General features: G+C 56.6%; 18 protein-coding genes. 6 read left to right on the forward strand and 12 right to left on the reverse strand.

Annotated features, from left to right (window positions below; genetic code table 11):
* The 3 genes from IPM59_00460 to IPM59_00470 all read left to right on the forward strand — a co-directional run bounded on the left by IPM59_00460 (position 1) and on the right by IPM59_00470 (position 3,667).
* Entirely contained in the window at positions 1-855 is an 855-nt protein-coding gene (locus tag IPM59_00460) for an ABC transporter substrate-binding protein (GenBank protein ID MBK9214064.1), read from the forward strand.
* 329 nt (positions 856-1,184) lie between these two features.
* Complete coding sequence (locus IPM59_00465) at positions 1,185-1,586, forward strand: hypothetical protein (GenBank protein MBK9214065.1); 402 nt, start codon at positions 1,185-1,187, stop codon at positions 1,584-1,586.
* 431 nt (positions 1,587-2,017) lie between these two features.
* Complete coding sequence (locus tag IPM59_00470; GenBank protein MBK9214066.1) at positions 2,018-3,667, forward strand: VCBS repeat-containing protein; 1,650 nt, start codon at positions 2,018-2,020, stop codon at positions 3,665-3,667.
* 444 nt (positions 3,668-4,111) lie between these two features.
* Here IPM59_00470 and IPM59_00475 read toward each other — a convergent pair whose 3' ends face one another.
* The 3 genes from IPM59_00475 to IPM59_00485 all read right to left on the reverse strand — a co-directional run bounded on the left by IPM59_00475 (position 4,112) and on the right by IPM59_00485 (position 7,396).
* Positions 4,112-5,551 (reverse strand): ammonia-forming cytochrome c nitrite reductase subunit c552, encoded by a 1,440-nt coding sequence (locus IPM59_00475; protein MBK9214067.1) that lies wholly within the window; start codon positions 5,549-5,551, stop codon positions 4,112-4,114.
* 8 nt (positions 5,552-5,559) lie between these two features.
* Positions 5,560-6,018, reverse strand: a complete 459-nt coding sequence (nrfH, locus tag IPM59_00480; GenBank protein MBK9214068.1) for a cytochrome c nitrite reductase small subunit — start codon at positions 6,016-6,018, stop codon at positions 5,560-5,562.
* A 100-nt stretch (positions 6,019-6,118) separates the two neighbouring features.
* Positions 6,119-7,396: a hypothetical protein gene (locus tag IPM59_00485; protein ID MBK9214069.1), complete on the reverse strand. Its 1,278-nt coding sequence runs from the start codon at positions 7,394-7,396 to the stop codon at positions 6,119-6,121.
* Positions 7,397-7,545: 149 nt separating this feature from the next.
* On the opposite strand from IPM59_00485, the gene IPM59_00490 reads away from it, so the two are divergent.
* Entirely contained in the window at positions 7,546-8,715 is a 1,170-nt protein-coding gene (locus IPM59_00490) for a hypothetical protein (GenBank protein MBK9214070.1), read from the forward strand.
* On the opposite strand, the gene IPM59_00495 is transcribed toward IPM59_00490, so the two are convergent.
* The 6 genes from IPM59_00495 to IPM59_00520 all read right to left on the reverse strand — a co-directional run bounded on the left by IPM59_00495 (position 8,693) and on the right by IPM59_00520 (position 13,933).
* Positions 8,693-9,445 carry a type III pantothenate kinase gene (locus IPM59_00495; protein ID MBK9214071.1) on the reverse strand — a complete coding sequence of 251 codons (753 nt, stop codon included), beginning with the start codon at positions 9,443-9,445 and terminating at the stop codon, positions 8,693-8,695. The two genes, IPM59_00490 and IPM59_00495, sit on opposite strands and share 23 nt — an antisense overlap.
* A 102-nt stretch (positions 9,446-9,547) precedes the next feature.
* Entirely contained in the window at positions 9,548-9,877 is a 330-nt protein-coding gene (locus IPM59_00500; protein MBK9214072.1) for a hypothetical protein, read from the reverse strand.
* 17 nt (positions 9,878-9,894) lie between these two features.
* Positions 9,895-10,704, reverse strand: a complete 810-nt coding sequence (locus IPM59_00505; protein MBK9214073.1) for a VanW family protein — start codon at positions 10,702-10,704, stop codon at positions 9,895-9,897.
* Positions 10,705-10,764: 60 nt separating this feature from the next.
* Positions 10,765-11,526, reverse strand: coding sequence for a biotin--[acetyl-CoA-carboxylase] ligase (locus tag IPM59_00510; protein MBK9214074.1), 762 nt, complete (start codon positions 11,524-11,526; stop codon positions 10,765-10,767).
* A gap of 67 nt (positions 11,527-11,593) precedes the next feature.
* The gene (egtD, locus tag IPM59_00515) at positions 11,594-12,559 is read right to left on the reverse strand and encodes an L-histidine N(alpha)-methyltransferase (protein MBK9214075.1); all 966 of its coding nucleotides are present in this window, start codon (positions 12,557-12,559) and stop codon (positions 11,594-11,596) included.
* Between the two features lie 96 nt (positions 12,560-12,655).
* Positions 12,656-13,933: an ergothioneine biosynthesis protein EgtB gene (locus IPM59_00520; protein ID MBK9214076.1), complete on the reverse strand. Its 1,278-nt coding sequence runs from the start codon at positions 13,931-13,933 to the stop codon at positions 12,656-12,658.
* Between the two features lie 337 nt (positions 13,934-14,270).
* Between IPM59_00520 and IPM59_00525 the strand changes: the two genes are divergently transcribed.
* Entirely contained in the window at positions 14,271-14,948 is a 678-nt protein-coding gene (locus IPM59_00525; GenBank protein MBK9214077.1) for a hypothetical protein, read from the forward strand.
* Between the two features lie 59 nt (positions 14,949-15,007).
* Here the strand turns inward: IPM59_00525 and IPM59_00530 are convergent, their stop codons facing one another.
* Complete coding sequence (locus IPM59_00530) at positions 15,008-15,211, reverse strand: hypothetical protein (protein ID MBK9214078.1); 204 nt, start codon at positions 15,209-15,211, stop codon at positions 15,008-15,010.
* 334 nt (positions 15,212-15,545) lie between these two features.
* On the opposite strand from IPM59_00530, the gene IPM59_00535 reads away from it, so the two are divergent.
* Entirely contained in the window at positions 15,546-18,242 is a 2,697-nt protein-coding gene (locus IPM59_00535; GenBank protein MBK9214079.1) for a leucine--tRNA ligase, read from the forward strand.
* A gap of 26 nt (positions 18,243-18,268) precedes the next feature.
* Here IPM59_00535 and IPM59_00540 read toward each other — a convergent pair whose 3' ends face one another.
* Both IPM59_00540 and IPM59_00545 read right to left on the reverse strand, forming a co-directional pair.
* Positions 18,269-18,643 (reverse strand): hypothetical protein, encoded by a 375-nt coding sequence (locus IPM59_00540; GenBank protein MBK9214080.1) that lies wholly within the window; start codon positions 18,641-18,643, stop codon positions 18,269-18,271.
* 204 nt (positions 18,644-18,847) lie between these two features.
* The gene (locus IPM59_00545) at positions 18,848-22,177 is read right to left on the reverse strand and encodes an SBBP repeat-containing protein (GenBank protein ID MBK9214081.1); all 3,330 of its coding nucleotides are present in this window, start codon (positions 22,175-22,177) and stop codon (positions 18,848-18,850) included.
* Between the last annotated feature and the right edge of the window lie 12 nt (positions 22,178-22,189).

Consider the following 22,189-nt stretch of genomic DNA (forward strand, 5'->3'; position numbering starts at 1 on the left):
ATGACCACAACCGACGCTCCCGCCATCCGCACAATTACCGTTGCGCATTCGCCCGATTCGGACGATGCGTTTATGTTCTATGGGCTGGCGACGGGCAAGCTAGCGACAGACGGACTCAAATTCGAGCACACGCTAAAGGACATTCAATCACTGAATCACGATGCTCGAAACGGCGTCTTTGACGTAACGGCGATCTCATTCCACGCCTATGCTTACGTTGCCGACAAGTATGCCCTGCTGCCGCACGGGGCCTCGATAGGCGATAAATACGGGCCGATTGTAGTCTCGAAAGAGCCGCGAGATGCCGGCGAGATCGGCCAGATGAAGATCGCCGTGCCGGGCGAATTGACCAGCGCATATCTCGCGTTGCGGATCTATAACAAGGATTTTCAGCACATCGTAGTGCCGTTTGACGAGATCATCGACGCGGTGCAGAGCGGGATCGTCGACGCAGGCCTGCTTATCCACGAAGGCCAGCTATTCTATAACCAGCTAGGCCTCGACAAGGTGCTCGATCTCGGGGAATGGTGGCACGATAAGACGGGCCTGCCGCTGCCTATGGGCGGCAACGTGATCCGCCGCGATCTGGGCAAAGACCTGATGCAGCAGGTCTCAAAACATCTGCTAAACTCGATCCAGTACTCGATGGACAATCGCGAGGACGCGCTCGCCTATGCGATGCAGTTCGCCCGCGACATGCAGCCCGAACTCGCCGACCGCTTCGTCGCGATGTGGGTCAACGACCTCACACTCGACTACGGGATGCGTGGCCGCAAAGCCGTCAAACGCCTCCTCGACGAAGGCCACAAAGCCGGTATCATCCCCCACAAAGTCAAGGTCGAATTCGCGGATTAGCGGCCGTTCTGTATCGACAAACACACCGTTTGTATCGACAAAACTAGTCGGTTGTATCGACAATTTTCCCTGCCGGGCGGGCGAAATGGCCGTTACCGTGCGCGACGATGCTTTGGCCGGTACGATGGTGAATCGCCATTTTTGTCAGGTGGAACCACACCGAAAAAAGGGGATGGTGTCTTAGTTCGGGCTTATTCGTGCATTCGTGGCTTATCTTCCGGATGTGCAATTAGACACGAATGCACGAATCAAGACATTATGCAGCGAGTTGCAGACTTGACACGTTGGGCGTTATGTGATATTCTCCTTTGAGAATTGGAGAGCATAAAATGATAAGTTCGGAATGGAACTGGGTCGAATTTACCGAGGCGCCTGTCCGCGAATCCAGCCGCGACAAGATATATGCGTCGCTGAACGAGCGCGGCAATTTTCTGCTTAACCGAAAGGGCTACGATGAGTTGGAGCGGCCCGCGGCCGTTGTCCTGCTTATTGACGTGCAGCGGAGCGCAATCGGCATCCGCCCGGCCGCGCCTGGGGCGGTAAATGCTATCAAGGTGCGAAAAAAAGGAATAGCCGACAACTGGCTCGTCCACGCCTGGCGGTTTGTGCGAAAGCACGACATCCGTATTAAGGGCACCGTCAAATTCCCCACCGCCCGCATCGAACACGGCGTCCTCATCCTCGAACTAAAATACCGCGTCCCCGTAAGCTACAAAGCCGGCACGAAGTGAACCGTTCGTCGGAGCGCAGACATGCGACCGAAACGCAAAGTCAAAATGATTCAACGCATCGGAACCCGGGCACCCTGCCCGCACGTGACGTTCGTAATTTTGAACGCGGATCGAGCGGATCGAGCGGATGAGGACGGGTAAGAAATAGAGTTCATATCCGGCTTTTTCTGCCCGATCCGCATAGTCTGCGTTCAAATGTGTAGCGAGCACACGCGGGTAGAGATGCCGCGTTCCGACACGACGGGTGCACTCTCCCTGACGGCCGCGGTGCGGACGTGAAAGCGGCAGGTGCGGTATACTTGCTGAGTAGGGCGCAGATCGCATTCCATTGGGCCATTCGATCTGTTGACACACCAGCAAAGATGAGAATTTCCCGGCTATCTTCCCGACCATCGTTGACCGTAAGCTCCTTGGTTACTGCGCTTTTCGGCGTGGCTTTGATGATCGGTGCGGCGATCATTACCGGGTCATCGGCCGACGCTGCGGACGGCCTTACATCACGCTTGGGCGAGACGGGACCGACGCCGACGCCGTCGTGCACGCCGTTTGGCTTTAGTGAAGGCTTTGAAAGCGGCTTGCCGTTGACGGGACCGTTCCCGACGCACGCGCCGCCGGGGTCATCGCTGATGCTCGCTTCTGGCATGTGGCATGCGTTGAACAATAGCTTACCAATAGGTGAAGTGGGCGTTTTTGGCAGCCAGACGTCGGTGTTTCCGCCGCATTCGGGGCTGATATTTGCGGGGATGAATTTTCGCAACGGCTCGGGGCTGGCAGCGATCGATACATACCTGATGAGTCCCGTTGTGACGTTCAAGAATGGCGATTCGATCACATTCTGGACACGAACGGTCGCGACCCCGGCATTTCCAGATCGGATGCGGCTCCTGCTTAGCACCAACGGGGCGAGCACCGCCGCCGCGGATTTTTCGACCGTTCTGCTCAGCGTAAACGAGAGCCTGACGACGGCCGGATATCCAAGCGACTGGACACAGTTTACGGTGACGATATTTGGCCTCGGCGGGCCGACATTAGGTAGATTCGCGTTCAATTACAACGTGCCGAATGGCGGCCCTCTCGGAACCAATTCGGACTTTATCGGGATCGACGACGTGGTCCTCACACAGCCAGTAATTTGCCCCACACCAACTCCGACACCGACACCGACGCCAACTCCGACACCGACACCGAGTCCTTCTCCGAGCCCAAGTCCGAGTGTGTCGCCGACGCCTTTGTATACGCGGGGTGACTATGATGGCGACAACAAGACGGACACTACCGTGTGGAGGCCGACAGCGTTTGCTCCGAATCTGAGTGCGTTCTACACGCAGTTTTCGGGCAATGGGAGCTTCTTTGGCATACAGTTTGGGAATACGGGCGATGTTGCGATCGCGGGTGACTTTGATGCCGATAATAAAACGGATTTTGGCGTGTCAAGGTTTACGACGGCCGATGGCGTCGATCTGATCTATCTCGAAAGCTCGACAAACACGGCAAAGTTCCCTGTCTGGGGCAACACCGGAGACATCTTCGTCTCAGGCGATTATGACGGTGACAAGAAGACAGACGTGATGGCATGGCGTCCAAGTGACGGGACTTGGTATATCGTCAATTCATCAGGTGCGAATGGCGGCTTTACGTTTATCACGCACGGCCAGAACGGCGACAAGCCGTATGCTATGGACACGGACGGCGACGGCAAGGCCAATCTTGTGTATTTCCGCCCGTCAACCGGCGATTGGGTGGTGCGCAACAACGACGGGAGCAGCACGACAACGAACTTCGGCCTGCCGGCGGACATACCAGTGCCGGCTGACTACGACGGCGACAACAAGGACGACTTCGCTGTATTCCGTGACGGGCTGTGGATCGTCAAGAGAAGCTCTGACGGCCAGGTGCAGTTCGATCCGTTCGGAACAACGGGCGACATCCCTGTCCCGGGCGACTACGACGCGGACAACAAATACGACCGAGCCGTCTATCGCGGCGGCATCTGGCACATGCTCCGCTCGACGCAAGGCTACACCGGCGTCCAGTTCGGTGCCCCGACCGATACGCCTATGCCGAAGGCTTATATACCGTAAGGAAATTAGCCGCGGATCACGCGGATAAGCGTGGATAGGAGAAGATTTGACAGATCTTCTCTTCTCCGCTCTATTCGTTTATCTGCGGCCAATGTGCATGCCACACGGGCGGGCAGGGTGCCCGCGTTCCGATGTCTTCCGCATGATTGCCGTTGGCTTCAGCCAACGGTGAATGGTTCAAACCACCGGCGGGCTTTAGCCCAACCAGTCGGTTGGGCTAAAGCCCGATCTTATTGTCCCGGCCAACCGTTGCTAGTGTCATAATTCGTGCATTCGTGGCTAAGTACGCGTTCAAAAGAGTTGGCCACGAATGCACGAATATATCCAAATTGAGACACTACCCAACCGTTGCCTGAAGGCAACGGCAGGCGACACGAGCGGGCAAGGTGCCCGCGTTCCGACAGAAACACGCGGGCAGAGTGCCCGCTTCCGACCCAGGACGGGCTAACCGGTCTTGGCGGGCGCCGGCATGGTGTGGGCCGGTTGGATGCCGGAAAGGGACATCAGGCCTAGCCGGGTAAAGTTAATCGATTCGCCCAAGATACGCACCGCCTCGGCCGGGGCGTGAAAGCCCATTGAGTTCTCGGCCTCGACAAAATCGAGATAGAACTGCGCCTTTCGCTGGTATTCGCGCGGCTGCAGCAGGTCGCTCTCCGGGCGGCCGTTATTCTTAGCAGCCTCGATCTGGTTGATCAGGTCGATAAGGGCGTTCATCGCCAGATCACGCATCTGATATGTGCGCGTCTGAATAGCCTCAGCGCGGAATTTTAGCTCCGCTTCGTCTCCTTTGTGGCAAGTCTGGCAGGATTGATTGATATTGAGCAGCGGGCTGCGAACATGATGGTCGCTGATCTTCATCGAGCCCTCGCGCTTATAGGGCATATGGCAATCCGCACAAGAGACGCCGGCACGAGCATGGATGCCTTGGCTGAACATCTCAAACTCAGGATGCTGTGCCTTTAGGACGTCGGCTCCGGTGCGTTTGTGCACCCAATCCTTGTGTTTGACCTCGTCGTAATAGGCGAGGATGTTCTCGATCTTGAGGCCGTTCTGCCACGGGTAGGTCAGCGTCTTGCCCTCACCCTTAAAGTAATATTCGACATGACATTGGGCACACACATAGGTGCGCATCTCTTGCCGCGTGGCGTCGCGATTGACGTCATAATCCTTCACGCCCTGCGAGGCCTTGAAGGCCTTAAGGCCGTTCATTAGGGCCGGACGCGTAACACGAAGCGCCATCGTCATCGCGTCGTGGCAATCGAGGCACGAAACGGGATGGCTGACCTCGCGACGGGCAACACCATAGCCAAGCGCATTGAGAGCGTCAAAACCCTTGAAAATATCACCGTTGCCGAGCCGTTTATATGCCGTGTATGCGGACGCGTGACAATTCACGCACGAGCCCGGCTGCTTAACGACATCCTGCCGCTGCGTGAACGTCTGGTCCTCGAGCATAAATGCGTGGCCGCGTTCCTCGCGAAAATCAACAGCAAATGCGTAGCCGTCCCACATGGTCTTGAGGCGTGGATCCTCTTCAAGCCGCGACTGAGCCACGAGCGAGCGAGGGTCTGATTCCTTTGGCGTCTTGGCGATCGCCTCACTGCCGCCGTAACGCGTGCGGACCTGATCTACGGTGCGCTTGTAGCCGTCATACTGAAGCGGAAAATTCTTACCCCATATCGCCGGGTCCTCGGTGTCGTCGGTCAACTCAACGACACGGAAGAATGGGTTTCGCCCCTCCTGTTTGCGTTCAAAGATATTTGTCAAAAGCGCGGCCCCTGCGATCGATCCGACAGCGGCGATCAGTGCGACAAGCACGATCAGGCGCAGATTGTGGCGGCGTTTAGGCTGTGCGGCAGTTGTCTCTTTCTTTTCGTCTTCCATGGCTTTGTCTAGTGCATATGCCCGACCGAGCGGTGACAGCGTATGCATGAGAGATCATCTTCGCGATCAGCGCGGTGCGGCGTGATCGAATCGGTCAGGTCTTGATGGCAATGACGGCACGATGCCTCGGTCACCTGCCGATTTCGTTCAGTGATCTGGATCGGCTCGTGAAAATTGTTAAACGTGAAATAGTACGAATGCCAGAAGCCGTTCGATGCCTTAGTGTAATACTTGCCGAGAAGCGAATCCGGCGGGGTGTGACAATCGTTACAGCTGGCCACATTCTTATGAGAGGATTTGAGCCAGCCGCTGTACTGGTCACTCATTATGTGGCAATTGGCACATGCGGCGGCGTCATTGCTCAGATACGAATAGCCTTTGGCATATACGAAAGTGAACATTCCGATGCCGACCGCGGCTCCGATGGCAAGGCCGACGAGGCTCAGCTTTACGATCTGAATATTCATTACCCTCAAAGCTAATCTTCTCTCAAAACACGCTGGGAATCAAGCATCATTGGTTGTCGGTAACTGTTGCAATAGCTAATGTTTTGTGACATCTATCACATCACCTCACCGGTTCGCGAAGGAGGGCTTCGGAGGCGTCGCGGGCGAGGTCCGCGACTGCTTCGTCGTAGGTGCGAAGGTTGGCAAGCTGCCTAAGAGCTTCGCCGGTTCGTGATATCAGGCGGACGAGGTCGCCCTCCTCGGCGCGAGTTCGATCCACAAGTTCGTCCCAACTCATCCCGCCGGCCCAGCGTTCGGCGGCGGCGGCGGCAGAGTAGTTTAATTCCTCGACCGGCTCGACCCCGTTGCGCAATTCAACGCTTGCGACGGCGAATGAGACATCTTCAAGCTCGCCCAGATACTCGTTCATCCGACGCGAAGTTCGCATCTCGCCGTAGCTGCGGTCTGCATCCGACGCGACCGAAGCCATCAGCCCTGCAATGTGAGGTGTCGAAAGGCCGCTGAAGATACCGGTCTTCAACGCCTCGCCGACAAGCAGCGGACGATCGATACGAAGGTCGGCCAGCCATTTGCCCGCGTCCGCAACAGTCTCGGCGTCAAAGTCGATGTATCCGAAGTGAGCAAGCACGCGTGCCTTTTTTTCGAACGGCTCCCAAATTTCAGTAAGCGTGCGGCGACTCTTGCCATGGTTGCTGCGAAAAGCGTAACTCTTACCGGCGATCTCGCGAACCTGCTCAAAGCTGCCGAAGGCGTCAAGCAGGTTGAGCAGGCTGATGTAGGTGGAGCGAAACCGGCTTTCGAGCCGGTCGGGCGGAGCTTTTAGCAATTCTGCGATCTTCCGCGGATTCTGAAATTGGCCCGGAACGAGCACGACAAAGCCGACATTGTCACGCCCGCGACGGCCTGCCCTGCCGGTCATCTGCTGAAGCTCGCTCGCCGTCAGCGGCCGCCAGCCATCGTTTCCGCGCGTGTCGGCATTACTAATAACCACCGTGCGCGCCGGAAAATCAACCCCCGCAGCGACCGTAGATGTCGCAAAAAGGGCGTTGAGCAATCCTGCCGACATCATTCGTTCAATGAGTAACTTCCAGGCTGGGATGTGGCCTGCGTGGTGGGCTGCGACGCCTGCGTCGACGATCACCTTAGCGTGCTTGTGGTCCACGACCTCGGGATTTTCGGTTATGAATTCCTCAAATATCGCCACTCTACGCTGATGCCGATCCGGATCACGTCGCTGCGACTTGTCCCGCGCAACTTCGGCGGCCGCCTCGTCACAACGCCGCCGCGTCGGCAGAAAAGCGATCGCCGGCAACAGATCAAACCGCCGAAGCGTGTTGATCAGCTTCGGCATTGGGATCTCGGGTAGGCGTTCGGGCATTTTGGGGCTAGTATACAGCAACGGAGCGCATTTGCGGATCGCGGCAGCCCGAGCGACAACTTTGCGTGCAAAATCTGCGACCAAAGACGACCGACGCGCGTCTAGTTCTAAATAGCTCGACTTATCAATCAATACTGAGGACTAAACAAATGAAACGACTTTCGGCAGCGATCTCGATCATTATCGTATCGTCCTGCGCCGCCGCGGCGCAGATAATCAAACTTCCGAAGATCCCGACAAGACCGACGCCGGCGCCTGTCTCGACGCCGGTCATTGGCCCTAATAAGGGGCCGACCGTGCCAACAAACAACGGTGCCGCCCAGCCGCCGCAGGCAACCGACAAGCCCGCGTTGATGAAAACTTCGCTCGATATCCGCTGCGATACATGGAACAAGTATTGGAAGCTGCCGAACGAATCGAACTACACAAGTTGGGTGCCGCAAGTGCGGTTCAAGGTGCTGTATGCCGGGACGGTCAAGCTGAGGCTCAATGCCGAGTACTTCACGCCGGACGGCAAGCCGTGGTTCAGCGAGACCCTGAAGCAGGATCGAATCGACAATTTGGCCAAGACCGTTGAGATCATCACCGACCGCATTCCCAACCGACATGACGGTAAGGCAACGATCGCGACCGGCCTCTTCGGCGTCAAGATCGTGGACTCAGGCGACGGCAGCGTGCTGTTTCAGGGTAAGTTCAAGGTTGGCAAGTTCAAGTGGGGCCCGGCAATACCGATGTTCAAGAATCAGCATGACTTCTTTGTTGACCAGGACTGGAACCTGCCGATCGGCTACGTTTGGCTCAACTGGAAGGACAAGAATGCTCCCGCACCGACGGTGAGCATGTGGATAAAGGGCGAGACGCGACTTGATGATCTCGAGGCGAGGCTATTCTACAACGGCGAACAGATCGCGACGACAGACGATATGGGAGCGGCTCAGTCTGTCCAGCAGAGGTATCCGAATAGCCTTGAGAACAAGGAAACACACCGCTGGGAACTCTTCGATTTCGAGTGGTATAAGTACAAATACGCGGCGACCAGCACCGGGCGAAATATGTTCAAACAGGCCCGATTCATGAACGATATGGACGGCGATTACACCGTCAAGGTCTTTCACAAAGGCGTGCAGGTACGCGAGGCGTCATTCAGCGTCTCAGGCGGCGTTCTGGCCGACAATGGCGTTGCGAAGGGCAATAACTTCCCGGATGGCAAGGTGCTGATCCCCGTCAAGGTAATGGGCGATAAGGACAAATGGAACGGGGCAACATGGAAGGCTGACGCGTTCTATGCCAATCCACTTACTGGTTTTCCGGCACAGTGAGCCGGTCGAGCCGTTCGCTGAGCATCTGTAGGCCCTTCAGCAGCAGATCGTCGTCAACTACGTCGATCACATTGCTGTGTTCGGAGACCATCCGAGCGAAGCCGCCGGTAGCGATGACCTTGGCGTCGGTGCCTACCTCAGTTCTCATTCGTTGGACGACGGCCTCGACGAGGCCGACCTGCGAATAGAGCAAGCCGGCCTTTATCGATGTTTCCGTTGTCTGATTGATGACGGTGTTGATAGGCCCAAGCCGTACCTCTGGCAGACGGGCCGCATTCAGGTGCAGCGCCCTGGCGGCCGTTGCCATTCCCGGTGCGATAAGCCCGCCGAGCAATTCCCTGTCACGGTTAACAATGTCGATCGTCGTGGCCGTGCCAAAGCTGCAGACGATCACCGGCACGCCAAAGAGCTCCGCTGCTGCAAAGGCACTGACAAGCCTGTCGGTTCCGGCCGCGTCCAGAGGTTCATAATTGATCCTGAGGCCGAGATCGTCATGATTCGTCAGCAGACGAACCTCGATACCGATCCTCTCTAGGATCGCGTCAGACACGTCCTTGGTCCTTGCCGGGACAACTGAACAAATGATCGCCGACGACACATCGCCGAGCGAAGCGATCGCCTGTGACAACTCTGCCGCGGTGGTCGGAATTGAATTCCGGCTCATGAGGCGATCGCCGGCAAAGACGCCGAATTTGATGGATGTGTTGCCGATGTCGACGGCGAGAAGCATAAACAGGTTAAAAGTGGAAAAGTGAAAAAGGGGGAAAGTTAAAAAGCTCCTCGATGCCTCGGTATCGCTTTTTCACTTTTTCACCTTTACCCTTTTTCACTTTTATCCTTGTAGTGGGAGGCCGTCGTAGATCACGTTCCAGCCATTCTTGCGGCTCGTGCTGAGGCTGCGGGTGAACCATTCCACGGCGGCGTTCGGATCGTCGTAGATCTGCACGGCGGGGCGCTCTTCGCGGGGATCGACGCGGCAAATGGCGGCGCCGACCGAGGCTGTTTTGATGCACAGCAGGGCGATCATCTTGTCTTTTTGCATCACGGCCGTGCGCATCGAGACGTTGTCGATCTCGGCGTCAAACTCGTCGAATTCGGCAAGTTCCTCGTCAAAATCCTCGTCGAGATCCCAGTCAGGCGGGTTGTCGTACTCGTGGCTCATAAGGCAAAATGCGTAACCTACACGTTACACGCTGCGGCCGCAAAGTTCAATTCGTACTTGACCTCAGCGTGGTTTTGCACGAGCAATTCCTCAGCGATCCGGTTGCCGGTGCGGCGATCGATGACCTCGCGCCATATCTCATTCTCACGGTAATTCTTGCCGTTCTTGCTCAGGAAGCGATGGTTACGCTCAAAGACGTGATAGCTGTAAAGCGGTTCGGTGTCGGTCAGTATCGCACCTTTCAAATGCTCGTCGCCGACGCGGACGCGAAGTTGAAAGGTCATATCCGTTGAATTGAAAAACCGCAGGTCGATGTAGTTGTAAAACACGCCGCAGCCCGAACCGAACGGCAGCGTACGGTTCTCGTCGGGGAACGGGTCAAAGCTGTGGTGATGCCGCTCGACGACCTCAAGCGGCGTATGCAGGGCCATCCAATACAGCAGATTCGACAGCTGGCAAAGCCCGCCGCCGACGCCGCGCACGACCTCGCCGCGTGACAACTGCATTCCCTCGAGATAGCCTTTTTCGGCGGTCGTCTCACCGACCGCTCGCCAGAATGAAAAAGTCTCGCCCGGGCGTATCAACAGTCCGTCGAGATGCGGCACCGCGAGGCGAAGGTTATGCACCTTATTCTCCTGCAATTGCGGATCGCTGTCGCCGAGACGGCGGCGGAGCAGCGATTGGTGCTTCTTACAGGTGTATTTGAGGTCGTCATCGGACCGCGTCGATGCGAAGCGTCCGCTCACGGCATCGGTGATGCGCCGCGTCAGGCGTTTTTGCCAGATACGCGTGTGATAGAACGCAGGATGAATCTCCGATAGACGCATTCGAACGTGATGGACAGCCACGAATGCACGAATGAAGATGTCTTATTCGTGCATTCGTGGCTATTTCTTCTCTCTCAATCTCTCGACATCGCCGGCCTGGACGATACTCACCGAGCCGTCGGCAAGTTTAACACGCAGTGCGCCGTTCGGTTCAAGCCCGTCGGTCGTGCCCTCGATGATGCCGTCAGATATGGTCACGCAGACGTGCTTGCCGCGGAAATATGACGAGCGGCGGGCCCATTCGTCGATGATGGCCGCCCGGTCGTCGCTGAGCGTTTTGTACCAATTAATCAACTTCTCGATTAGCGCTGTCTCGACCAGCCGCATTGAATCCGCTTCTTGTGACCGGAATCCGGTCGCTACCGCTCCCGGTTCTGATAGCTCGGTCTCAATGGAGGTCGCGATGTCCAACGTCGATGTGTCTTTTACATTGATGCCGATGCCGAGGATCACGGCCAGGCCCGTGGGCGTTTCGACAGCTTCGCCGAGGATGCCGCTGATCTTCCTTTCATTGACGAGAATGTCGTTGACCCATTTAATATCGGGCGAAAGGCCAAATTCGCTAAGCGTGTCGTGCACGGCAATGCCCGCCATCAGCGTGAGCAACCCCAATTGCTCGCGGGCGATCTTTGGCCGTAGGACGCTACTGAAATACAAACCGGCGTCGGGCTCCGAGGCCCAACTGCGACCCATTCGGCCGCGACCGGCGGTTTGCTGCCGCGCGATCACGCATAGGCCCTCAACCGCACCTCGACGGGCGTGATTCGCAGCCTCGTCGTTGGTCGAGCCGAGCATGTCAAAGCGGAGGATCGTAATGTTCATAAGAAGGTTCTCAGTTCAAGCTTTAGCTTGTCTCCCTTGAGTGCACGAAACAAGCTAAGGCTCGAACTCAGAGCGGCCGCCACAAGGAATCGCAGTAATATCGACGGCTATCAAAGAAATTGTGCGCCACTTCAAAACCGCTCTCGGCGGCGAGCGATCCGATCATGGCCAGCGAATATTTCTGCGATATCTCCATAAACACCGCTTCCCATTGATCGAACTCAAAATCGCGGCCTAGTGCGGCGATGTGGACGGTTTGCTTTTCGCGGCTGATCAGGTACGAGCGGGCGGAACCCTCGATAGGGCGATAGTTCGCGTAGTGAGTAAAGCCGTCGATATCAAAGTTGCCGCCAAGCTCGCGGTTTATTCGCGTCAGCAAATTAAGATTGAACTGTGCGGTCACACGCGCGGCATCGTCATACGCTGCGGCGATCACGTGCGGGTCCTTCTGCAGGTCAAAGCCGATGAACAGCAGGTCGTCGTTATTCATCACGCCGCGCAGCGAGCGAAAGAATGCTACCGATTGCTCGCGCGAAAAGTTGCCGACGTTTGAGCCGAGGAACATCAGCACCTTGCGTCGCCCGCGAATGTTCTTTAGCTCGCCGAGTATCTTGAAATAATCGCCATTGCGCGCGGCGATCTTGAGCGTTGGAAACTCGGCATTGAACTTCGCCGCCAGCGCGACGAGGGCTACCTGCGAGATATCGATCGGTGAGTACAAAATGTCCGCGCCGCGTTCGAGAAAGTGTCGGATAAGGATTGCCGTCTTTGTGCCGTCGCCTGCACCGAGTTCGATCAAGTCGAAATCTCGGCCGTCGGTGAACGCCTGATGTATCGCTTCGGTCTGAGTCTCGAATATCTCCTTCTCGCAGCCGGTCAGGTAGTATTCGGGCAGCTTCATGATCTCCTGAAACAGCCGCGAGCCTTCGTCGTCGTAGAAATACTTTGACAACAAATACTTCGGCGTCGCCGACAGCCCCCCGAGCACGTCGCCGGCAAATTGGGTTCTCTCTGGTGTTGATGATTGCTGCATTAGAAATTAACCACAGATGGACACAGATAAACACAGATAACAAGATTGCCTGCTTCTGATCTGTGTCTATCTGTGTTCATCCGTGGTTTCAAGTCCTTATCCTGCCAACCGTATGCCTGTGAACTGCCACCTTAGATGCGGCTGGAAAAAATTCCTGTATGTCGGGCGGCTGTGACCGGGCGGTGTGGCGACGGACGCGCCGCGCAGGACCATCTGGTTGACCATAAATTTGCCGTTATATTCGCCCACCGCGCCGGCGGCCTTCTTGAATCCCGGATAGGGCAGGTAAGCGGAATTTGTCCATTCCCAACGCAGGCCCCAAGTGAATTTGTCGCTCGCCGCTTCCCACTCGAACTCGGTCGGCAGCCTCATTCCGCTCCACTCGGCAAACGCTGCGGCCTCATAGAACGACACGTGACAGACCGGTGCCTGCGGCGGCAGCGGCCGCAGGCCGCCCAGCGTAAAATGCATCCATTCCCCATCACTTAACTGCCAGTAAAGCGGCGACGTAACCACATTCTCATTTACCCAATCCCAACCATCCGAGTGCCAAAGGCGATGATCGTGATAGCCGCCGGATTCGATGAATTCGACAAATTCTTCGTTCCTCACCAACCGGTCGGAGATCGTGAAGTCGTTGAGATAGACCTTGTGCCGTGCGAGTTCATTATCAAAACAAAACCCGTAGCCCGCGTAGCCGATCTCGTAGATGCCCGACCTGTCAGAACCGCCTGCGTCAGCGGGCGGCCGGTTCCTCTCAGAAGACTCAGCCTCAACGAACTCACCGCCCGCTGACGCAGACGGTTCTGACCTTTCCTCCGGCACCCAGTCGTTCCTATACGCAGGTAATAGCGGATTGACGCTGAAAGCATATTTCAGATCGGTCAGAAACAGTTCCTGATGCTGCTGCTCATGATTCATGCCGAGAATAACAAGGTCGGGCAAGTCAGAACCGCCTGCGGTAGCGGGTGGTTGAACGCTAGCCTGCTCGGCGGTGGATGACAAGAGACGCCCCATCGCTTCATCCACATATCGACGATACTCAAAAACCTGAGCAACTGTTGGCCGGCTGAGGTCGCCGCGATGTTCGCGTTTTGTGCGATCGCCGATGGTGTTGTAGTAGCTATTGAATAAAAACCCGAACCGCTCGTCAAAGACCTTATAGTCCGGTGCGAACCGCTTCAGGACCATTTCCTCAAAGAACCATGTCGTGTGAGCGATGTTCCACTTCGGCGGCGACGCGTCGATGATCGGCTGGGGAATGTAATCCTCGATCTCAAGCGGCTTGCAGAGCTGCTCGGTGTAGGCCCTGACCTCGCGATACTGCGTCGCCAGATCGGCTTGGTTTTCGGTCCTTTCCTTAGCGGCCTGCATAGTCAAATTTCCTTGTTCTGTTCCGGAACGTTCCGTTAGTGTTCCGCCCGTGTTCCGCCTCGGGCGGAACGCTGTAAACCCTTCTGTCCATTGAGCTTAACATCGATTTTGGTGCGGTGTTCCACGAATTTCGCGCAAAAAAGTGATCTCCGCTCCGTCCTGTCTCATTTTCGCAACAGCGTAGCACAAAAGCCTGCAAAAGTCAAGGGTTCTTCGCTTTCTCGGCGTTCTCTGCGAAATTCTCGGCGGTCTCTGCGTGGAAGATCTGTTCCACGCAGAGGTCGCAGAGCAGAATCGCGGAGGACGCGGAGAAGAGGTTGAATGTTAAACTACCGTTTTGAACTACTTCAACTACTTCACTGAGATCGAAGACACGTTCGTGCGACGGCGGCAGAAGCATCTGCTGCTGAGCCCGCTCGACTGGGCCATGATGGAATCGTGGCAGGAGCGAGGCATTCCGCTGCATATTGTCATTCGGGCGATCGAGTCGGTGTTTGACGTTTTTGACAAGCAGCCGCCCGGAACGCGCACGATCAAAAGCCTCTTCTACTGTCGCGAGGAGGTAGAGGCGCAATACGCCGAATGGGTGACGTCGCAAACAGGGAAGAATCGGGAGACGGGAGACGAGAGCCGGGAGATTGCATTTTCGACGGAGAAGATCGCGGCACATATAGCTGACGCCATCGAACGGCTAAGAGAGAACGAGGACGAATTCCTTCAAGAGGACATCATCCGCGCCGTCGCTCGGCTGCACGAGCTTGCCGGAAACCTATCGGATGACCCCGAAACGGTCGATGCCACGCTTGGCGATATCGAGAAACTACTCGACCGAGCGATGCTCGCGAATTGGGACAAGACCCGACTGAAAGCGATCGAACGCGACGTAGCATCGCAGCTTCGGGGCTACAAGGCCGATATGGAACCCGAAGCGTATCGCACGACCTACGAACTGATGCTCCTCAAACGCCTTCGCGAAGAAGCCGGAATTCCACGACTCGGGCTGTTCTACCTTTGAGATCCTTACTTATCACGTCTGACTTTTCGGAATAAGTGATAGGTGATAAGTGAAAAGTGTTAACGGGCGGCCGCGCGGAATGACTGGCGTCGCAGGCGTTCCCATTCGCTGACCTGGCGGGCGCGGCGGTTCTCCGGCGCATTGGCGAGCGCCGTTAGCACGTCGTCAGAGAGGCGCGGCTTTTGAATTGTCAGGCGGTTGAGGTCGGACTTATTGAGAGCGTCGATGCGGCGGGCGGATTGGGTATTATGACGGTCGGCCATCGTGTTTGCCTCCTGTTTTTGGGGGCAGACGGCCTAACGCGTGACTGAGATCAAGTATCGGCGGTCTGCAGATCTATTAAAGTGATCATTCAGTAAATCTTCCTGTAAACTCAGCGGTCTATCAGGTTCTGCGATAGTAGCACGAATCGGTTGTATAGCAAAGAAAAATTGGACATGCTGACGGCGTTTAACTAAACTCTTGATATGTCGTTCGGCAAGAACAGCCTCGCTCTTAGATAGCCGCTCGCGATCTCTCGCGAAGCGGCGTCCCAGCAGATAATTAATAATTAGTAATTACTAATTGGGTTTCAGAAGGGTATTGGCGTATCCAGATATGGACGAAAAGTATTTTGCAAAAAAGGTCGAGCAGCGGTGGCAGAAGAAGTGGGCCGATTCCGGGGCTTTTCATGCCGAGGCGGGCGATCCGCGGCCGAAATTCTACCAGCTCGAGATGCTGCCGTATCCGTCGGGCAACCTGCATATGGGCCATGTGCGCAACTATTCGGCGGGCGACGCGATGGCCTGGTACAAGCGGCTGCGAGGCTTTAACGTGCTGCATCCGATCGGCTGGGACTCGTTCGGGCAGCCGGCTGAGGACGCGGCGATCAAACGCGGCGTCAACCCGCGCGAGTGGACCGAGCAGAACATCAAGGCAATGCGCGGCCAGCTTGAGCGGCTCGGTCTGAGCTATGACTGGCGGCGGCAGATGTTTGCTCACAGGCCGGATTATTACAAGTTCGATCAGTGGTTCTTCCTGAAGATGCACGAGATGGGCCTGGCGTATAAGAAGGTTACGCAGGTCAACTGGTGCTCTACCGACCAGGCCACGCTGTCGAACGAGCAGGCGAGCGGCGGCCTGTGCTGGCGATGCGGCAATCCGGTAACGAAGAAGGAGATCGAGCAGTGGTTCCTAAAGACGACCGCCTACACAGACCAGCTCCTCGACGACATGACCGAGATCGCCGATGGCTGGCCGGCGAATGTGCTCAAACGCCAGAGCGACTGGATTGGCCGCAGCGAAGGCGCGTTCGTCGATTTTGAGATCAGGCCGGCGGGCGATTCGCTGTTCTACTGCCCGCTGGTGAGCGGCCTCACAAGCACCACCGATCTCGGTAAGCATCGGGTCCGCGTATTCACCACGCGCATCGACACGATCTACGGTGTGAATGCTCTTGTCCTGGCTGCGGAACATCCGGTGATCCAGGCCAACATGGACAACTTCGCGGAGGATGTCGCGGCAAAGATCGCGATGATCCGCGTCGAGAATGCCCGGCCCGCCGACCATGAAGCAGAGATAGAAAAGGACGGCATCGACACGGGCCTGAAGGCGATCAATCCGTTCAGCGACGAGGAAATTCCCGTCTGGGTCGGCAACTACGTGATGATGGAATACGGCACGGGAGCGTTGATGAGCGTGCCGGCGCACGACGAGCGGGATTTTGAGTTCGCCAAGAAATTCGATCTGCCTATCCGACAGGTCATCTCAGAGCCGCACATGGAACATGCTCATCACACGATGCAGGCGATGGCGTTGGAGGTGGCGTTGGAGGACGAAGGCGTCCTGGTGCATTCCGATTTTTGGAACGGCAAGACAAGCGAGAAGGCCAAGAAAGAGATGGCCGAATACGCCAAAAAACATCTCTTCGGTGAGGCCGCGATCACCTATCGGCTACGCGATTGGGGGATATCGCGGCAGCGTTTTTGGGGCTCGCCGATACCGATCGTTTATTGCGATTCGTGCGGCGTCGTCCCTGAGAAATTTGAGAATCTACCGGTCGAACTGCCCGAAACAGCGGATTTTTCAGGCACCGGTGAATCGCCGCTGGCAAAACTACCGGACTGGTTTCAGACGACGTGCCCCAACTGCGACGGCCCCGCGCGCCGTGAGACGGACACGATGGACACGTTCGTTGACTCAAGCTGGTATTACTATCGCTACACCGATCACGACAACGAGATACTGCCCTTCGGCCCCGAGGAGGCGGCCTACTGGACGCCGGTCGATCAATATATCGGCGGTGATGACCATGCCGTTATGCACCTGATCTATGCACGGTTTTGGACAAAGGTGATGCGCGACATGGACTTGGTCCAGTTCAACGAACCGTTCAAGCGTTTATTGACACAGGGAATGGTCGTCGGCGAGACGTTCTTTGACGACTCGAGCGGCAAGCGTGTCTATGTTCAGCCAGATCAGGTGACGGTCGAGCGTGACGGCAAAGGCAAGATAACAAAGGCTTTATCCTCCGACGGTAAACCGCTCAGGCATGCGATCGAGCGAATGTCGAAGTCCAAAGGCAACGGCGTCGATCCCGATGAGATGGTCGAAATCTACGGCGCCGATGCGGCGCGGCTGTTCGTGATGTTCGCGGCGCCGATCGAAAACGAACTCGTTTGGAACGAGGCCGGCATCGAAGGGGCCGTCAGGTTTTTGCAGCGCGTTTGGCGTTTGGTTTATAAGTGGCAGCAGGCAGCAGGCTCGACGCATTCGAGCGTTCAAACACCCGCTACCGCAGGTGGTTCTGACTCGCGTCGGCTCCGACAAAAAACACATCAGACGATCAAGCGGGTCGGCGACAGTTTTGAGAGTTTGCAGTTCAATACGCCGGTCGCGGCATTGATGGAATTGTCGAATCAGATCGGCGACATCGAGACCCAGCGGGCCGATGACGAGACGATCGCGGCGGTGCATGAAGCGTTGACGGCGCTCGTGCTGATGCTGACGCCGTTCGCACCGCATACGGCGGAGGAATTGTATGCCGTGCTGACGGCTAACGACGCGGGAATGATCGCCCAGGGTGCCCGGTTCCCAGAATACAACGCCGAACTCGCCAAAGCCGACGAGATCGAGATCGCTGTCCAGATCAACGGCAAGCTGCGCTCGCGACTGATGGCGTCGCCCGAGGCGACAGACCAAGAGCTTGAGTATCAGGCCTTTGCGGATGCAAAGGTCCGTGAATACACCGACGGAAAGGATGTCGTGAAGATCGTCGTCGTGCCAAAACGGCTCGTAAATATCGTTGTCCGATGACCGACGGGCCGCCGCGCAGCGTCAGCTTACTGCGGGTTCTTAACCTCGGTCCATTTATTGTTGACCATCCACCACGTTCTGCCCGAGATCTTGTCGAACCGTATGACCGCAGCAAAGTCGGCAGTGGAGGCAATCTTCGCCTCATAGTCACCTGCAGGTACAGGTGCATCGTCATCTATCTTTTTCCAAGTGCCGGCATTTGAAAAGAATGATTCACCGGTCGAATTATTCATCCTGACAAAGTTGTAGCTCTTGACCGGATTTCCCCAGCCGTAGGGCGTAAGCGTGTATTTCGCGGCGGGCGGAGCGGCCTCAGCGGCCCCGATGCCAACCTTTGTTTGTGAGGTGACTACCCACATTGCCAGCACCGTAAGTACGACCACATTAATAATGACTCTCATTGAAGTTCCTCCTTAAGATCTAGATCGGGCGAACCGGCATCGTGCCGGCAGATCGGAAACTCGTTGACGTGATTCCGTGACAAGCGTATCCCACCTTGCGGACACCTGCAAGCTCACCGGATGCGGCAGGCGAGGAACTCAAACTGGCGGATCCCATTGACAATAAAGTCGGTGGATACACCGGCGGCAGAGACCATACCGCAGCTACTGCGAGGCTATCGGTATATCGCCATTCGCACCGAACTGGACAGAGTAGAAGCTGCTCGTAAGACTGCGGATCACATACCAAATGCCCGTCGATGGCCGCCAGACGGCGATGTCGGCCTTGTTATCGCCATCGTAATCGCTCGCGACCGGAACATCGCCTGCAGAACCGAATTGAAGCGCGCTAAACTGCCCGTTCTCGGTATAGGTGAAATACCACGTCCCGTTTGACGGCCGGAAAAGCGCGAGGTCGGCCTGCCCGCCGCCGTTAAAATCGCCTCGGACGGGCACGTCTCCGTTCGTCCCGAAGCCGAACGGCACAAACTGTCCATTGCTGCTGTGGATCCTGAACCACGAACCCGACGACGGCCTGAAAACACAAACGTCGCTGCGTCCGTCACCGTCGTAATCGCCGACGACCGGCTTGTCGCCATTCGCGCCAAATTGAACGTAGGTAAAGCCGCCGGTGCTCTGGAGAATGTACCAGATGCCGTTCGACGGGCGGAATAGCGCGAGGTCGCTGATGCTGTCGCCGTCATAGTCGCCGACGACCGGTATGTCTCCGTTAGCCCCGAATTGGAATCCCGAGACGTTGCCGGTCAGGCTTTCCATTCGAAACCATGTTCCGTTCGACGGCCGGAAAATTGTAAGGTCCAGGATACCGTCACCGTCAAAATCGCCAGGAGCGGGAATGTCGCCATTCGCACCAAATTGAGTGAGTTGAAAGCTGATGTTGCGAAAACTGTCGAATCGGTACCATGTGCCATTCGACGGCCGAAAGATCGCAAGATCGGCCTTCAGATCGCCGTCAAAATCGAGCGGCCGGTTTCCGTAAAAGATCTTTTGCAGATAGGGCCGGACGCCGACGCACCCGTTGGCATCCGCCGCTCGGATCGCGACTCGATTTGTCCCCGCGATGCCCGTGTATGTGCCGCTAAGCAATCCACTCGACGAAAGTGTGATCCCGGACGGCAGTTGGTTAGGTGCAAATCCCGGGAATACCGAGAAGCTGTAAGGCCCGGTGCCCCCAGTGGCCACCAATTGCTGGCTATAGGGACGATTGCGGACGATCACTTTTGACGGCTGCGGATCTATGGTGATCGCGGGACAATCACCGCCCGCGAGGCTGACCTTTGAGATGAAGGCGTTGCCGAGTAAGGTGTTTTGGTTCACGGCCTGGGGTGCACCGGCAGTAACAGGAAAGTTCGTCTCGGTTGTTGCTCCTGTGAGGTAGGAGTTGCCATTCGCATCAACGGCGATGTCGTAGATCGCGGTGCCGTTGCCGGCAGTCCCGTTGAGATATGTGCCGAAGAACAGCCCTGTTCCGGCGGTGTTGAACCTGCCAATAAAATTGGTTTGTGACGGGGTGATCGGCAGCGCGATCTGGTTCACCGGAAAGACCTCCGTGGCGCCGTTACCAGCGACATATGCTCGTCCGCTGCCATCGACGGTGATATTGCTGGTGTAGCCAACGGTTGCCGTGCTGAAGCCTGTAAAGGTCGAGTAGATCATCGATCCCGCAGGGCTCAGCTTGGTAAGCGCCGTTGAAACGCTAAAGCCTGTGCTTGGAGCGAACGGCTGAAACGATGTGGCCGTCGTCGGGAAGTTATTTGATTGGGTGTTTGTAGCAATATATACGTTGTTCGAGGCATCGACGGCAACATTAGCTGGCTCGGCGTCACGGCCCGAACCGCCGAGATACGTCGAGAAGAGCACTCCCGTGCCGGTGGAGTTGAGCTTGGTCACAAAACCGTCACGAAATCCGGAATACTGCGACTGGACCGCGCCCGCAGTGACAGGAAAATTTGTCGCCGTCGTATGTCCCGTAACGACGACATTGTTTGATGAATCAAGCGCGATCGACTGTGCCACCGAACTCTGCAGCCCGAACGCATCGGCAGCATTAAGGTTGCCGCCGCCGAGGAAGGTCGAGTAAACGAGGCCGGTTCCCGCCGGGTTGAATTTCATCACAAACCCATCAGCTCCAGAACCGGGAGCCGGAGCCGGACGGAACGCCCCGGCCGTCGTCGGGAAGGTCGAAAGTGAATTGAAGCCCGCAACATAAGCACTGTTCGATCCGTCGACGGCAACGGCCAACATTTCACCGTTAAAGCCAAAGGCGGGATCGCCGATATATGTGCTGTAATCCAAGCCATTCCCGGCCGTGTTTAGTTTGGTCAAAAAGCCCTTGAAGTTACCGCCGCAGCCCGGCGCGGTTGACGGTAGGAATACCCCTGGCGTCGTGGGGAAATTACAGGCCTGAGTAATACCCGTAACAAATGCGTTTCCGCCGGCGTTGACGGCAATGGCAGCCGCGAGCGTATTCCCGCCCTGAGGAATAGCGATCCCATTCAGATAGGTCGAATAGAGAAAGCCCGTCCCGGCGGCATTGATCTTTGTGACAAATGCGGAGGCGCCGCCCGTTATCTGTGTTTGAAAGGGATTGGCGGTCGGGAAGGTGGACGACGTTGTCGTCCCGGTCACGTATGCGTTGCCGCTCGGATCGAGGGCGATCCCGGTTGCCCGGTCACCGATGTTAAAGCCTCCTGTCCCCGGCGTTCCGCCCAAGAAAGTCGAATACGTCAGCACGGGATCGATGATCAGCGGCCGTGAACCGTCGTATTCACCGACCACGAAGCTAATTCTCCGTTTTTCGGCCGAGTCTGCGCGTATCGAATATCTTGCGGCGACTTCGAGCCTTTCGCCGTTCAACTCCTGATAGGCAAAAGGCTTACGCTGCACGATCTGCGTCCCGGCGACCGAGATCAGAAGATCGCCGTTCTCCGCCAACGCAAGTTCGTCGGCACCGGAGAATTCGAGGGCGATCGTATCGGGCGAAGCGTCAGAACTTACGACAAGGTCGAACTCAAGCTCTTGCTGGTTGCCGTAGAAAACCAGGTCTATCCCGCGATATATCTCCCGATATCTGACTTTTTCAAAGGTTGCGATGTCCGTCTTCCAATCAGAGGGATCGGTCCCGATCAGATAGTTGACCTTGCCTTCAAGCTCGTTCTCGGCCGTGATCGCCGCTTCAGCCTGCCTGCCGGCAAATGACATTTCAAGAAGGCCAGACCTATTGTCATTTTGAAGGGCGACCAAGGCACGGTCACGAGCCAGCATCATCGAATAGCCGCGGCCGCGCGCCGTATATCGCACCTCGGCGTCGCTTTGGCCGACATTCTCCTCAAAGTGAAGCGGGATCTTTCCATAATGGGCGACGGCGGCCGTTTTGGGATCCGTGGGCAGTGGGACCGATCCAGCGTCTTTCAGATACAAAAAACCTGCGGCAACCACAACGGCTGCGATGATAAGTGCGAGACGTTTTGACATACCTTTTCTCCT

It is taken from the genome of Chloracidobacterium sp. (genome assembly GCA_016715795.1).
In the GTDB taxonomy this organism is placed as follows: Bacteria; Acidobacteriota; Blastocatellia; order Pyrinomonadales; family Pyrinomonadaceae; genus OLB17.